Origin of the sequence: Pseudomonas sp. MYb327, assembly GCF_040438925.1 — a bacterium.
Lineage (GTDB): Bacteria > Pseudomonadota > Gammaproteobacteria > Pseudomonadales > Pseudomonadaceae > Aquipseudomonas.
Window position 1 is genome coordinate 294,796 of record NZ_CP159258.1, and the last position, 14,244, is coordinate 309,039.

At 57.2% G+C, this 14,244-nt stretch carries 17 protein-coding genes and 1 tRNA gene; 15 read left to right on the plus strand and 3 right to left on the minus strand.

The genetic code is table 11. The features are described 5' to 3' along the window. Positions 1 to 59: 59 nt before the first annotated feature. The 15 genes from ABVN21_RS01280 (at position 60) to nadA (ending at position 11,774) form a co-directional block, all read left to right on the plus strand. A complete protein-coding gene (locus ABVN21_RS01280) occupies positions 60 to 806 on the plus strand; it encodes a YebC/PmpR family DNA-binding transcriptional regulator (RefSeq protein WP_339555339.1) in 747 nt (248 codons plus the stop codon). A gap of 157 nt (positions 807 to 963) precedes the next feature. Continuing rightward, positions 964 to 1,488: a crossover junction endodeoxyribonuclease RuvC gene (gene ruvC, locus ABVN21_RS01285; RefSeq protein ID WP_034149140.1), complete on the plus strand. Its 525-nt coding sequence runs from the start codon at positions 964 to 966 to the stop codon at positions 1,486 to 1,488. Between the two features lie 115 nt (positions 1,489 to 1,603). Beyond that, entirely contained in the window at positions 1,604 to 2,212 is a 609-nt protein-coding gene (gene ruvA, locus ABVN21_RS01290; RefSeq protein WP_034149141.1) for a Holliday junction branch migration protein RuvA, read from the plus strand. Continuing rightward, entirely contained in the window at positions 2,213 to 3,274 is a 1,062-nt protein-coding gene (gene ruvB / locus ABVN21_RS01295) for a Holliday junction branch migration DNA helicase RuvB (RefSeq protein WP_339555338.1), read from the plus strand. A gap of 127 nt (positions 3,275 to 3,401) precedes the next feature. Continuing rightward, positions 3,402 to 3,869, plus strand: a complete 468-nt coding sequence (gene ybgC, locus ABVN21_RS01300) for a tol-pal system-associated acyl-CoA thioesterase (RefSeq protein WP_339555337.1) — start codon at positions 3,402 to 3,404, stop codon at positions 3,867 to 3,869. Beyond that, positions 3,859 to 4,554, plus strand: a complete 696-nt coding sequence (gene tolQ / locus ABVN21_RS01305) for a protein TolQ (RefSeq protein ID WP_140667542.1) — start codon at positions 3,859 to 3,861, stop codon at positions 4,552 to 4,554. Before ybgC ends, tolQ begins: the two co-directional genes overlap by 11 nt. A 23-nt stretch (positions 4,555 to 4,577) precedes the next feature. After that, the gene (gene tolR / locus ABVN21_RS01310) at positions 4,578 to 5,030 is read left to right on the plus strand and encodes a protein TolR (protein WP_223504805.1); all 453 of its coding nucleotides are present in this window, start codon (positions 4,578 to 4,580) and stop codon (positions 5,028 to 5,030) included. Further along, a complete protein-coding gene (gene tolA, locus ABVN21_RS01315; RefSeq protein WP_339555336.1) occupies positions 5,030 to 6,109 on the plus strand; it encodes a cell envelope integrity protein TolA in 1,080 nt (359 codons plus the stop codon). Before tolR ends, tolA begins: the two co-directional genes overlap by 1 nt. Positions 6,110 to 6,126: 17 nt before the next feature. Continuing rightward, a complete protein-coding gene (tolB, locus tag ABVN21_RS01320) occupies positions 6,127 to 7,407 on the plus strand; it encodes a Tol-Pal system beta propeller repeat protein TolB (protein ID WP_339555424.1) in 1,281 nt (426 codons plus the stop codon). 52 nt (positions 7,408 to 7,459) lie between these two features. Next, positions 7,460 to 7,957 carry a peptidoglycan-associated lipoprotein Pal gene (pal, locus tag ABVN21_RS01325; RefSeq protein WP_003178634.1) on the plus strand — a complete coding sequence of 166 codons (498 nt, stop codon included), beginning with the start codon at positions 7,460 to 7,462 and terminating at the stop codon, positions 7,955 to 7,957. Positions 7,958 to 7,963: 6 nt separating this feature from the next. Continuing rightward, a complete protein-coding gene (ybgF, locus tag ABVN21_RS01330; RefSeq protein ID WP_339555335.1) occupies positions 7,964 to 8,800 on the plus strand; it encodes a tol-pal system protein YbgF in 837 nt (278 codons plus the stop codon). 167 nt (positions 8,801 to 8,967) lie between these two features. Further along, complete coding sequence (gene queE / locus ABVN21_RS01335) at positions 8,968 to 9,615, plus strand: 7-carboxy-7-deazaguanine synthase QueE (RefSeq protein ID WP_007995628.1); 648 nt, start codon at positions 8,968 to 8,970, stop codon at positions 9,613 to 9,615. Between the two features lie 19 nt (positions 9,616 to 9,634). Continuing rightward, on the plus strand, positions 9,635 to 10,309 hold the full coding sequence (queC, locus tag ABVN21_RS01340; protein ID WP_339555423.1) for a 7-cyano-7-deazaguanine synthase QueC: 675 nt from the start codon (positions 9,635 to 9,637) through the stop codon (positions 10,307 to 10,309). 63 nt (positions 10,310 to 10,372) lie between these two features. Beyond that, a tRNA-Lys gene (locus ABVN21_RS01345) sits at positions 10,373 to 10,448 on the plus strand. A gap of 267 nt (positions 10,449 to 10,715) precedes the next feature. Then, positions 10,716 to 11,774, plus strand: a complete 1,059-nt coding sequence (gene nadA, locus ABVN21_RS01350) for a quinolinate synthase NadA (RefSeq protein WP_339555334.1) — start codon at positions 10,716 to 10,718, stop codon at positions 11,772 to 11,774. Positions 11,775 to 11,906: 132 nt separating this feature from the next. Here nadA and ABVN21_RS01355 read toward each other — a convergent pair whose 3' ends face one another. From ABVN21_RS01355 to gcvT, 3 genes are all read right to left on the minus strand, one after another. After that, complete coding sequence (locus ABVN21_RS01355) at positions 11,907 to 12,395, minus strand: RDD family protein (protein ID WP_339555333.1); 489 nt, start codon at positions 12,393 to 12,395, stop codon at positions 11,907 to 11,909. A 94-nt stretch (positions 12,396 to 12,489) separates the two neighbouring features. Further along, on the minus strand, positions 12,490 to 12,702 hold the full coding sequence (locus ABVN21_RS01360; RefSeq protein ID WP_007931076.1) for a cold-shock protein: 213 nt from the start codon (positions 12,700 to 12,702) through the stop codon (positions 12,490 to 12,492). Positions 12,703 to 13,105: 403 nt separating this feature from the next. Continuing rightward, a complete protein-coding gene (gene gcvT / locus ABVN21_RS01365; protein ID WP_339555332.1) occupies positions 13,106 to 14,230 on the minus strand; it encodes a glycine cleavage system aminomethyltransferase GcvT in 1,125 nt (374 codons plus the stop codon). Between the last annotated feature and the right edge of the window lie 14 nt (positions 14,231 to 14,244).

The following is a 14,244-nucleotide window of genomic DNA, read 5'->3' on the forward strand; positions in this document are numbered from 1 at the left end:
TGCTGGCCGGCGCGATACCGCGTGGCGGGCAATGTTTCAAAGAGAATTCGGAGCGAGTTATGGCAGGTCATTCCAAGTGGGCGAACATCAAGCACCGCAAAGAACGTCAGGATGCCAAGAGAGGCAAGATCTTCACCAAGTGGATTCGTGAGCTGACCGTCGCTGCCCGTCAGGGAGGTGGTGATCCGGGCTCCAATCCGCGTCTGCGTCTGGCCCTGGACAAGGCTTTGGGCGCGAACATGAGTCGCGACATCATTGATCGCGCCATTGCCCGCGGTACCGGCGCTGCCGACACTGACGATGTGGTCGAACTGACCTACGAAGGTTACGGCCCGGGTGGCGTGGCGGTGATGGTCGAGTGCATGACCGACAACCGCAATCGCACCGCAGCGGCTGTCCGTCACGCGTTCAGCAAGTGCGGCGGCAACCTCGGTACCGACGGTTCTGTGGCCTACCTGTTTGAGCGCAAGGGGCAGATTTCCTTCGCGGCCGGTGTCGATGAAGACGCGTTGATGGAAGCGGCCATGGAAGCCGACGCCGATGACGTAGTGACTAACGAAGATGGCTCCATCGACGTATTCACTTCGTTTGCCGGTTTCTATTCCGTGCGTAATGCTCTGGAAACGGCGGGTTTCAAGGGTGATGATGCGGAAATCGTCATGCTGCCGACCACCAGCGCCGAGCTGGATCTGGAAGGCGCAGAAAAGGTCCTCAAGCTGATCGACATGCTCGAAGATCTGGATGACGTGCAGAACGTCTACTCCAATGCGGATATTCCGGAGTCGGTCGCCGCACAGCTCGGTTAAGGGCGAGTAGGATTCATTGTGGGAGCGAGCCTGCTCGCGATAGCGGTTTTTCAGGCAACATCGTTGCCGATTATGAAACCGCTATCGCGGGCAGGCTCGCTCCCACATTTGTTATTCGCTGTATTGAATATCGTGCTTTTACTTAGCCGCAGGCGTTATGACTTTAATTCTAGGTATCGACCCCGGTTCGCGCATTACCGGTTATGGCGTGGTACGCGATACCGGTCGTGGCTGTGTCTACGTGGCATCGGGCTGCATCCGCACGGGTTCCGGCGAGTTGCATGAACGCTTGCAGATCGTCTATCGCGGCGTTCGCGAAGTCATCCAGACCTATGGCCCGGTGACGATGGGCATCGAAAAAGTCTTCATGGCGCGCAATGCCGACTCGGCGTTGAAGCTCGGCCAGGCTCGCGGCGCGGCTATCGTCGCCGGTGCAGAAGAAAACCTGGAAATTGCCGAGTACACCGCGACCCAGGTCAAGCAAGCGGTGACCGGAACCGGTGGCGCGAACAAGGAGCAGGTACAAATGATGGTCATGCATATGCTGAAGTTGACCAGCAAGCCGCAAATCGATGCCTCGGACGCCCTGGCCATCGCTATTTGCCATGCGCACACCCGATCCAGCCTGTTGCCACATGGCTTGGGCACCGCACGCAGTCGTGGCGGGCGCCTGCGTCTCTGATAGCATCAGCAGTCAATTTTAGGGAATGAGGCTTTTGCGCCTGGGTTGTCGGCGCAAATCCCTTGTTGCCGTCAGACGCCAGCAACGATCTGGCCAACGCTCAAGGATCTGAAACGTGATTGGACGCTTGCGCGGCACATTGGCTGAGAAACAGCCGCCGCACCTGATACTCGATGTAAACGGTCTGGGGTATGAGCTGGAAGTGCCCATGACCACGCTTTATCGTCTGCCGTCGGTCGGTGAACCGCTGACGCTGCACACCCATTTGGTTGTACGCGAAGACGCACAGTTACTCTATGGTTTCGTCGGCAAGCGTGAGCGAGACTTTTTTCGCGAGTTGATCCGTCTCAATGGTGTGGGGCCGAAATTGGCCCTGGCCTTGATGTCGAGCCTGGAAGTCGACGAGTTGGTCCGTTGCGTGCAGTCCCAGGATACTTCGGCACTGACCAAGGTGCCGGGCGTGGGCAAGAAAACCGCCGAGCGCCTGTTGGTTGAACTCAAGGATCGCTTCAAGGCTTGGGAAACCGTTCCGGCCATGTTTGCCCTGGTGCCGAATCAGCCTGATGGACCCGCTCCGGTGAACACCGCCGAAAACGACGCGGTCAGCGCGCTGATTTCCCTGGGTTACAAACCGCAGGAAGCCAGCAAGGCGATTTCCGCGATCAAGGAGAAAGGTTTGAGCAGCGAAGACCTGATTCGTCGTGCCCTGAAGGGAATGATCTAAGTGATTGAAGCTGATCGTCTGATCGCCGCCACGGGTGCCCCTCGTGAGCGCGAGGAAGTCCAGGACCGGGCGATACGTCCTGTCAGCCTGGCCGAATACATCGGTCAGCCGACCGTACGCGAGCAGATGGAGTTGTTCATCCAGGCCGCTCGTGGGCGTAGCGAGTCGCTGGACCACACGTTGATTTTCGGTCCGCCGGGTCTTGGTAAAACCACCCTGGCCAACATCATCGCCCAGGAAATGGGGGTCTCGATCAAGAGCACCTCGGGCCCGGTTCTCGAACGCCCGGGTGATCTCGCGGCGCTGCTGACCAACCTGGAACCCCATGACGTGCTGTTCATCGACGAGATCCATCGGCTGTCGCCGATAGTCGAAGAAGTCCTGTACCCGGCGATGGAGGATTTCCAGCTCGACATCATGATCGGCGAAGGGCCGGCCGCGCGTTCGATCAAGCTGGATCTGCCGCCGTTCACCCTGGTTGGCGCCACCACACGTGCCGGCATGCTGACCAATCCGCTGCGTGACCGTTTCGGCATCGTCCAGCGCCTGGAGTTCTACAGCACCGCCGACCTGGCGACGATTGTCAGTCGATCGGCGAATATCCTCGGTTTGCCGCTGGATCCGGAAGGCGCCTTCGAAATCGCCCGTCGTGCCCGCGGTACCCCGCGAATCGCCAACCGCCTGCTGCGTCGGGTGCGGGATTTCGCCGAAGTTCGCGCCAAAGGTCATATCACCAAGCCGATTGCCGACCTGGCTTTGAATTTGCTCGATGTCGACGAGCGTGGCTTCGATCATCAGGATCGGCGTCTGTTGCTGACCATGATCGAGAAGTTCGATGGCGGGCCGGTCGGGGTCGACAGCCTCGCCGCAGCCATCAGTGAAGAGCGCCACACCATTGAAGACGTGCTGGAGCCGTATCTGATCCAGCAGGGCTACATCATGCGCACCCCGCGGGGGCGGGTGGTAACCCGGCATGCGTATCTGCACTTCGGCTTAAACATTCCGTCACGATTGGGCGAAATGCCCGTAGTAGACGAGTTCCTTGATGCCGTGGACGATTAATTAACTTTGCGTGCTGATTTTTTCGGGCAATGTGTGGTCCCAGGACCGTACTTTTGCGCGAAAGCCGCAGAACATCGAAAAACAGTTGCCTGGCCGGATTGGCAACCTGAGGAGTAAGCACTAGAGTATGCGCGCGCAAAACGGGCTTGAGCCTTTCGCACATCGTTGTCGCGTTTATTACGAGGACACCGATGCGGGCGGCATCGTGTATTACGTTAATTACCTCAAGTTTATGGAGCGGGCTCGAACCGAGCGGCTACGAGATCTGGGCTTTGCCCAATCGCAGCTGGCAGGGGAGGACCTGTTGTTCGTCGTGCATTCCAGCGAAGCGCGCTATCACGCGCCGGCGCGACTGGATGACGAACTGCTGGTAAGCGCTGAAGTAATCGAATTGAACCGTGCCAGCCTGCGTTTCAAACAGCAGGTCAGGCGGGCTACGGATGATGCGCTGCTCTGTGAAGGGCAGTTTCTGGTGGCCTGTGTGCGCACTGAAAGTTTAAAACCCCGGGCCATTCCCGAAGCTCTACGAGCGGCCTTTGCCGACGTGAGCGGCGCGGGTACACACTCAAAGCAGGAGATAAAGCGTGGAAGCTAACGTCGTCGACCATTCCTCCATGTGGAGCCTGGTCAGCAATGCCAGTATCGTGGTGCAACTGGTAATGCTGATCCTGGTAGCCGCATCGGTGACCTCATGGATCATGATCTTTCAGCGCAGCAATCTGATACGCGCCGGCCGACGTGCCCTGGAGAGCTTTGAAGAGCGCTTCTGGTCAGGCATCGACCTGTCCAAACTCTACCGTCAGGCGGGCAGCAACCCGGACCCGGATTCGGGTGTCGAGCAGATTTTCCGCGCCGGTTTCAAGGAATTCTCCCGTCTGCGTCAGCAGCCAGGCGTCGACCCTGAAGCGGTCATGGAAGGTGTGGCCCGTGCCATGCGCGTTGCCATCTCCCGCGAGGAAGAAAAGCTCGAGCAGAGCCTGCCGTTCCTGGCCACCGTCGGTTCCGTCAGCCCCTACATCGGTCTGTTCGGTACGGTCTGGGGCATCATGAACTCCTTCCGTGGCCTGGCGACTGCCCAGCAAGCGACTCTGGCCACTGTAGCGCCAGGTATCGCCGAAGCACTGATCGCCACCGCGATCGGCTTGTTCGCCGCCATCCCGGCCGTTATCGCTTACAACCGCTTCTCTGCTCGCAGCGAAACCCTGCTGAGCCGTTACTACACCTTCGCCGATGAATTCCAGGCGATCCTGCACCGCAAAGTGCACACCAGCGAAGAATAAGCAGGTAATTTCCAATGGCTTTAATCGCTCGAGCTCGACACAAGCGCAAGCCGGTCGCCGAGATGAACGTAGTGCCTTACATCGACGTGATGTTGGTACTGCTGGTCATCTTCATGGTGACCGCGCCGATGCTCAATCAGGGCGTGAAGGTTGATCTGCCCAAGGTTTCCAGCGAAGCCTTGCCGCAGGACAACAACACCCAGGTCCTGACCATTTCGATCAAGGCTGACAAGACCTACTACTGGAACCTTGGCAGCGAAGTCGACACAGAGAAGCAGCAAGACCGGGCCATGACCCTGCCGCAGATGACTGACGCCGTGACCAAGATCATTCGCGTCGGCAACGAAGGCGGCAAGCGCACGCAGGTCTTCATTCGCGGCGACAAGACGGTTGACTACGGTGCCGTCATGGGCGCCATGGGCGGGTTGCAGAAAGCCGGGGTCGGTAATGTTGGCTTGATTACCGAGGCGCCCTGATGCAGCAACAGCGAGAGCCGTCCGCCTCGGAAAGCTACTTCTGGCCTAGTGTTTGGGCGATTGGCTTGCACGTGCTGGTGTTCGGCATGCTGTTTGTCAGTTTTGCCTTCACCCCGGAATTGCCGCCGGCCAAGCCGATTGTCCAGGCGACCCTGTACCAGCTGAAATCGAAAAGTCAGGCAACCACCCAGACCAATCAGAAGATTGCGGGTGAGGCGAAGAAATCCGCCGCGCGCCAGACCGAAGAAGAACAGATGGAACAGAAGAAGGTCGAGCAGGAAGCGGTGAAGGCTGCGGAACAAAAGAAAGAAGAAGCGGCTCAAAAGGCCGAGGAAGCCAAGAAGGCCGACGAGTCGAAGAAAGCGGAAGAGGCGAAAAAGGCTGATGAAGCCAAGAAAGCCGATGAAGCGAAGAAGACCGCCGAGGCCAAGAAGGCAGAAGAGAAACAATTGGCTGATATAGCCAAGAAGAAAGCGGAAGAAGAAGCCAAGAAGGCTGCTGAAGAAGAGGCCAAGAAAGCGGCCGCTGAAGAAGCGAAGAAAAAGGTCGTAGAAGACGCGAAGAAGAAAGCCGCGGAAGACGCCAAGAAAAAAGCTGAAGCTGAAGAGGCGAAGAAGAAAGTCGCCGAGGAAGCGAAGAAGAAAGCTGCTGCCGATGCTGCGAAGAAGAAATCGCAGGATGCGGCGCGTAAATCCGCCGAAGACAAAAAGGCTCAGGCCCTGGCAGATTTGCTTTCCGACACGCCACAGCGTCAACAGGCCTTGGCCGATGAGCAGGGTGACGAAGTCGCCGGCAGTTTCGATGACTTGATTCGGGCTCGTGCAGCGGAAGGCTGGGCTCGTCCACCTTCGGCCCGCAAAGGCATGACGGTCGTATTGCAAATCGGCATGTTGCCGGACGGTACGGTGACTTCGGTCAGCGTGGCCAAGTCCAGTGGTGACGGTCCGTTTGACGCATCGGCTGTAGCGGCGGTGAAGAATATTGGACGTTTGACAGAAATGCAGGGAATGAAGCCGAGCGATTTCGCTCCGTATCGTTCATTCAAGATGACATTCACACCTGAGGATCTAGCCTTGTGAGAAACCTTCTTCGAGGAATGCTGGTCGTTATCTGCTGCATGGCAGGGATGGCGATGGCAGATGAGAAAAACATTCTGGTCACCAGCGGCAGCGATCGGGCAACTCCGATCGCCGTTGTGCCGTTCGGCAACCAGGGCGGCAGCGTACTGCCGGACGACATGGCGGAAATCATCGGTAATGACCTGCGCAACTCGGGTTACTACTCGCCGATTCCAAAGCAGAACATGATCAGCCAGCCGAGCCAGGCCAGCGAAATCATCTTCCGTGACTTCAAGGCGCTAGGCGCCCAGTACGTCATGGTTGGCAGCATTGTTCCGGCGGGCGGTCGCCTGCAGGTGCAATACGCACTGTTCAACGTCGCCACCGAGCAGCAAGTGCTGACCGGCAGCGTATCGGGCGGCGTTGATCAACTGCGCGACATGTCGCACTACATCGCCGACCAGTCGTTCGAGAAACTCACCGGTATCAAAGGTGCGTTCTCGACTCGTCTGCTGTACGTGACGGCCGAGCGTTTCTCCGAAAAGAACACTCGCTACACGTTGCAACGTTCGGACTATGACGGTGCTCGTGCCGTGACTCTGCTGCAATCGCGCGAGCCGATCCTGTCGCCGCGTTTCGCACCGGATGGCAAGCGTATCGCTTACGTTTCGTTCGAGCAGAAGCGTCCTCGCATCTTCATGCAGAACATCGACACTGGCCGCCGTGAGCAGATCACCAACTTCGAAGGCCTGAACGGTGCTCCAGCCTGGTCACCGGACGGCAATCGCCTGGCGTTCGTACTATCGAAAGACGGCAACCCGGACATCTATGTAATGAACCTGGGTTCGCGCCAGATCACTCGCGTCACTAACGGTCCTGGCATCAACACCGAACCGTTCTGGGGCAAGGATGGCTCGACCATCTACTTCACTTCCGACCGTGGTGGCAAACCGCAGATCTATAAAACCAGCGTGGGTGGCGGTGGTGCGGAGCGTGTGACTTTCGTCGGCAACTACAACGCCAACCCTAAACTGTCGGCGGACGAAAAGACCCTGGTAATGATTCATCGCCAGGACGGTTTCACCAATTTCAAAGTGGCGGCTCAGGATTTGCAGCGCGGTAGTGTAAAAATCCTCACTGATAGCACTCTGGACGAGTCGCCTACTGTTGCGCCCAACGGCACCATGGTAATCTACGCCACCCGCCAGCAGGGCCGGGGAGTCTTGATGCTCGTGTCCATCAATGGACGCGTAAGGCTCCCGCTTCCTACCGCACAAGGCGAAGTCAGAGAACCTTCCTGGTCCCCTTACCTGAACTGACGCGGCGCTATACGTTTTACTTAACACACTGGGGTTCATTAGGAGTTTCACGATGGAAATGCTGAAGTTTGGTAAATTTGCTGCGCTGGCTCTGGCCATGGCTGTAGCTGTAGGTTGCTCGTCCAAAGGCGGCGACAATGCCGGTGAAGGCGCAGTAGATCCAAACGCTGGTTACGGCGCAAACACTGGTGCAGTTGACGGCTCCCTGAGCGAAGAAGCTGCACTGCGCGCTATCACCACTTTCTACTTCGAATACGACAGTTCGGACTTGAAGCCAGAAGCCATGCGCGCTCTGGACGTTCACGCCAAAGACCTGAAAGCAAACGGCGCTCGCGTTGTTCTGGAAGGCAACACCGACGAACGTGGTACTCGTGAGTACAACATGGCACTGGGCGAGCGTCGTGCGAAAGCCGTTCAGCGCTACCTGGTACTGCAAGGCGTTTCCCCAGCTCAGCTGGAACTGGTTTCCTACGGCGAAGAGCGTCCAGTAGCTACCGGTAACGACGAGCAGTCCTGGGCTCAAAACCGTCGCGTCGAACTGCGTAAGTAATTCGTCATGCGAACGTGCCGTCGTGCTGTAACTGTTCTGGCTCTCAGCCTCGCGCCGCTTGCGGTGTGGGCTGCGGTTCCTGTGGTCGATAACAACTCCGGTTCCAACAGCGGGAGCAGTTATCCGCCTGCAGGTTACGGTACGAACGGCGCCTATGCCGGGGGAGGGGTTTCGGCCCCTGTCTCGGCACAGGGCGAGCTGTTCAACCAATTGCAACAAATGCAGCAACAAATCGAGCGCCAGCAAGGCGCGATCGAAGTTCTGCAAAATGATGTAGCGCGCATGAAGCAAGAAGGCCTGGAGCGATATCAGGATCTTGATCGGCGCATAGGAACCGGCGTTGCACCAGCCGCGACTCCTGAAAATTCTTCCGGCGGTGGCGATTTGAATGCCCCTGCCGCAGCAGCTGGCGCGAGTGCAGGGGCGGCAGCCGCTCAAGCACCTGCATCAGGTAGTGAACCGGCGGACCCGGCGAAGGAAAAGCTCTACTACGATGCTGCCTTCGACCTGATCAAAGCCAAGGATTTCGACAAGGCCAGTCAGGCTTTCGCCGCATTCCTGCGCAAATACCCGAACAGCCAATACGCGGGCAATGCCCAGTATTGGTTGGGCGAAGTGAACCTGGCAAAGGGCGATCTGCAAGGTGCAGGTCAGGCATTTGCCAAGGTTTCGCAGCTGTATCCCAAGCATGCCAAAGTGCCTGACTCGCTGTACAAGCTTGCTGACGTAGAACGTCGCCTCGGTCATACCGACAAGGTCAAAGGCATTCTGCAGCAGGTGGTTGCCCAATATCCGGGCACTTCCGCCGCTCAGCTGGCGCAGCGTGATCTGCAAAAAATGTAAGGGCTGCTTGACCCGTTTCGAAGAAACCCGCGCTTGTCGCGGGTTTTTTCGTTAGAATTCACCCCCTTTTTCTGACACACGCTTTTTGGGACCTGCGCATTGCCGGGGTTCCTTGAAGTGCCTGACGGAGGCGGACAGCCTGTTTAGCTGTTACGCCCGTGGCGACTATGCAAGACACATTGAGAATCACCGAAGTTTTCTACTCGTTGCAGGGTGAAACTCGGACCGCCGGCCTGCCCACGGTTTTTGTGCGCCTGACCGGTTGTCCGCTACGTTGCCAATACTGCGACAGCGCCTATGCGTTCACTGGCGGGACCATTCGCACGCTCGACGATATCCTTGAGCAGGTGGCCGGTTTTCGCCCGCGTTATGTCTGTGTCACGGGCGGCGAGCCCCTGGCGCAACCCAACGCCATCCCATTGCTCAAGCGGTTATGCGACGCCGGTTACGAAGTGTCACTGGAAACCAGTGGCTCTATCGACATCTCGGCGGTAGATTCCCGGGTCAGTCGCGTTGTCGACCTGAAAACTCCGGGTTCGAAGGAAGCGCACCGCAACCGCTACGAAAACATTGAGCTGCTCACGCCGAACGATCAGGTGAAGTTTGTCATCTGTTCGCGGGAAGACTATGACTGGTCCGTGTCCAAGTTGATCCAGTACGGTCTGGACCAGCGTGCCGGCGAAGTTCTGTTCTCGCCAAGTCACCATGATCTCAATGCTCGGGATCTGGCTGACTGGGTGGTGGCGGACAACCTGCCAGTGCGTCTGCAACTGCAGCTGCATAAGTATCTTTGGAATGATGAGCCGGGGCGCTGAAATGACGGAACAACTGAACATTGCTGAAAAACGTGCGGTCATCCTGCTGTCAGGTGGCCTGGACTCTGCAACCGTCGTGGCCATGGCTCGCGCTGAAGGCTACAGCTGCTACACCATGAGTTTTGATTACGGCCAGCGTTCTCACGCTGAGCTGTATGCCGCCGAACGTGTTGCACGGGACTTGGGTGTGATCGAGCACAAGGTGATCGGTCTCAACATGAATGGCATGGGCGGCTCGGCGCTTACAGATAGCAGCATCGATATTCCGGAAGAGTTGGGTGAGGGCATTCCGGTGACTTACGTGCCTGCGCGTAACACGGTGTTCCTGTCCCTTGCCTTGGGCTGGGCGGAAGTGCTTGGTGCACGGGACATCTTCATCGGCGTCAACGCGGTGGATTACTCCGGTTACCCGGACTGCCGTCCCGAGTTCATCGAGTCCTTCGAACGTATGGCTAATCTGGCGACCAAGGCCGGTGTGGAAGGGAACGGCTTTCGGATTCAGGCACCTCTGCAAAACCTGAGCAAGGCGCAAATCGTTCAGGCTGGCACTAAGCTTGGCGTGGACTACGGTCTTACTGTTTCCTGCTATCAGGCCGACAATGACGGCCGTGCTTGCGGCAAATGCGACAGCTGCCGACTGCGTGCTGAAGGCTTTGCGACGGCCGGAATCAGCGATCCAACACCTTATTTTTGATTTATTTCAAAATAGGTGTTGAATAGTCCTTAAAAATCAGTATTATACGCGCCACCACACAGCGGGTCGTTAGCTCAGTTGGTAGAGCAGTTGGCTTTTAACCAATTGGTCGTAGGTTCGAATCCCACACGACCCACCATTTTCAAGCAGTTTTAAAAGTCTGGAAGGCCCACGAAAGTGAGGATTTCCGGATTTTTTTTTGCCTGCGATTTAGTGCTTCGCCGGGGCTGCACCACGTAACGCAGGTCAGAATCATCTTTTGCATCCACTGGATATTCTGTAGCCTTGCCCAGCTTCAACGCTGTCCGTGCCTGATGAATACTCACTTTCCCGGCGGTACCCTGAAGGGTCCGGAGCCGGGTGTATACTCGACTTTCGCGCGAATGCGCCTGCAGGTCTTGCGAACATGACGCAAATTTCCGAACGCCTTCTGGTTCAAGCCCATCTCGACGCCAAGCAGCCCAAGCCGCTGACCGCTGACGAAGAGGCCTTTTATCGTGCTGCCATCGCCGCCGAGCTCAAGGCTCAGGACGCGGTGCTGGTTGCTCACTTCTATTGCGATCCGATCATTCAGGCTTTAGCCGAAGAAACCGGTGGCTGTGTTTCCGATTCGCTGGAAATGGCCCGTTTCGGCAACGCTCACCCCGCGAAGACCGTAGTGGTCGCCGGGGTGAAATTCATGGGTGAGACGGCCAAAATCCTTAACCCCGAAAAACGTATTCTGATGCCGACCCTGGAAGCGACATGCTCGCTGGACCTGGGTTGCCCGGTCGATGAGTTTTCCGCATTCTGCGATCAACATCCGGAGCGAACGGTGGTGGTTTATGCCAATACCTCCGCGGCGGTCAAAGCCCGGGCGGATTGGGTCGTGACTTCAAGTTGCGCGTTGGAAATCGTCGAAAGCCTGATGGATAACGGCGAAACCATCATCTGGGGCCCGGACAAGCATCTGGGCACTTACATTCAGCGCCAGACGGGTGCCGACATGCTGCTGTGGGACGGTGCCTGCATCGTTCACGAAGAGTTCAAGTCCAAGCAGCTCGAAGACATGAAGGCGCTGTATCCGGATGCGGCTATTCTGGTGCACCCGGAGTCGCCTACTTCGGTGATCGAGCTGGCGGATGCCGTTGGTTCCACCAGTCAGTTGATCGCGGCGGCACAGAGCCTGCCGAACAAAACCCTGATTGTCGCCACCGACCGAGGCATCTTCTACAAGATGCAGCAGTTGTGCCCGGACAAGGTCTTCATCGAAGCGCCAACGGCCGGTAACGGCGCAGCATGCCGCAGTTGCGCTCATTGCCCGTGGATGGCGATGAACACCCTTGAGCGCACGCTGAAGAGCTTGAAGGAAGGGACGAACGAGATCTTTGTTGATCCGGCGTTGGTTCCGCAGGCCATTCGGCCGCTGAAGCGGATGCTGGACTTCACCCAGGCTGCGCGGATGAAGCTGGCCGGCAACGCCTGAATTTAATCAGCCAGTAGAAAGACTGTGGGAGCGAGCCTGCTCGCGATGACGGACGATCAGTCACATGAATCTCGACTGATTCGCCTCTATCGCGAGCAGGCTCGCTCCCACAATGATTTGTGCAGTGCGAATTTATTTGGATTTCTTTGGAATGCGCACTAGCTGAGTATTTGAGTACATGTCATGCCAGCTGCGCTTCTGCTTGTCGAACAGAGACCAGACGAATCCCAGGCCAACGCACAGCAGCGAGGCGATCGATACTACGAAGCGCAACAAAGCTTGCCACAGGCTGATGGATGAACCATCTGCGTTTTGCACGCGAACGCCCCACACCTGCATACCCAGGGTCTGACCCGAGTGGGTCCAGAACTTGGCGAAGAAGCCGAAGAGCACGAATAGCAATACCGTCGAAAGTAGTGGATCGCCATCAAGCGCACCAGCTTCAGTGAGGGCGCGCATTTTGTCTTCGCCGATGATCGCCATCTGGATCATTTTGTAAATGCCACTGGTGACGATCAGCAGGGCGGTGCACAGCAAAAAATCATAAAACATCGCTGCCAGGCGACGACCCAGGCCAACGGTGGGGAAGTCGCCCTGGGGTTTGAGCAAGTGTTTCGACATGGCAGCCTCTGGGCGCAAAAGAAGCCATTTTACGGATTTACGCGCACAAAAAAGCCCCTGATGTCAGCATCAGGGGCTTTTTCGTTACAGAAGATTAGCCTTCTGCTTGTACTTCGTCAGCCTGCATGCCTTTCTGGCCTTGCACGGCGATGAAGGTCACTTTCTGGCCTTCTTTCAGGCTCTTGAAACCGTTGCCCTGAATAGCGCGGAAATGCACGAACAGATCCGGACCGCTTTCTGGAGTGATAAAACCAAAACCTTTCTCGTCGTTAAACCACTTGACGGTACCGCTCTGACGTTGGGACATTTCTTATTTCCTTTGACGCTAAAATTAATGACAGTCTCTTTCTGATGAAAGAGTACTGGGGCTGGTTGCAGGAGAGTAAGAAGACGTCGAACGGGATGTAGCTAACTTGTAGGCTACTGCCCAGGTCACGATTCCAAGCGACCCATGCAAACACAGTGAACAAACTCTACGCCAACTACGGGAGAAAAAACAAGCCCCCGAGAAGGCCCGTATTTGCTTAGGTTGGTGGCAGTTTTTCAGGCGTTGATGGCAGCTTATTCGATAAGCTTGTTCAATTGTTTTCGAACGTTATAAGCAAAGTTCATAATCGAAGCTTAGAGCCAAACGATGCACTATTTTATGGCGGTTGCGTTACACATTAGTGCACTGTTAACGCAACCGCGTTACTTATAGGAACATTCAATCAGCCGCGATAGTAGCGTTGTGGAACAAATGGCATTTTGCTTACAAGCAAAGGTACCTTTTTCCCACGAACAATTGCCCAAACCGGTGTATCGATAGCGATATAAGCGCTGTCGAGGTAACCCATGGCCAAAGGTCCGCCCAAGGTCGGGCCGAAACCGCCGCTGCAGACGGTGCCGATGATGTCGCCGGCTTCGTTGACGATCTCTGCACCTTCGCGCACCGGGGTGCGCTCCTGCGGCAACAGGCCAACTCGTTTGCGGCTGACGCCACCCTGTTGCTGAGCGAATACGCTTTCTGCGCCCGGGAAGCCCCCGGCACGCGCGCCATCGGCACGACGAGGCTTGGAGATAGCCCATAAAAGGCTGGCTTCGATCAGAGTGGTCTCGGTGTTCATGTCATGGCCGTACAGGCACAGGCCGGCTTCCAGGCGCAGCGAGTCACGAGCGCCAAGGCCGATGGCTTCGACTTCCGGTTCGGCCAGCAGAGCGCGGGCCAGGGCTTCGGCATTGGCGGCCGGTACAGAGATTTCGAAACCGTCTTCACCGGTGTAGCCCGAGCGGCTGACAAAACAGTCCACGCCCAGCAGTTTCACGCGAGCGAATTGCATGAAGGTCATTTTCGCCACTTCTGGCGCCAGACGTGCCAATACAGTGACCGCCACCGGGCCTTGCAAGGCGAGCAGGGCGCGTTCTTCGAACAGGGGCTCGATGCTGCACTGCTCGCCGATGTATTTGCGCAGGTGCGCCAGGTCCTGGTCCTTGCAGGCAGCATTGACCACCAGGAACAGTTCGTCGTTACCCAGGTTGGCGACCATCAGGTCGTCGAGGATGCCGCCGGTTTCGTTGGTGAACATCGCATAACGCTGCATGCCCACCGGCAGGTCGATGATATCCACCGGCACCAGGGTTTCCAGGGCTTTGGCAGCATTGGCGCCGGTCAGGCGGATCTGGCCCATGTGCGAGACATCGAACAGCCCGGCCTGGTCGCGGGTGTGCTGGTGTTCTTTCATCACGCCCAACGGGTATTGCACCGGCATGTCGTAGCCGGCGAACGGCACCATGCGCGCGCCGAGTTCGATGTGCAGGGCGTGCAACGGGGTTTTCAACAGTTGTTCGGTGGACATATTCAGCTCCTGAA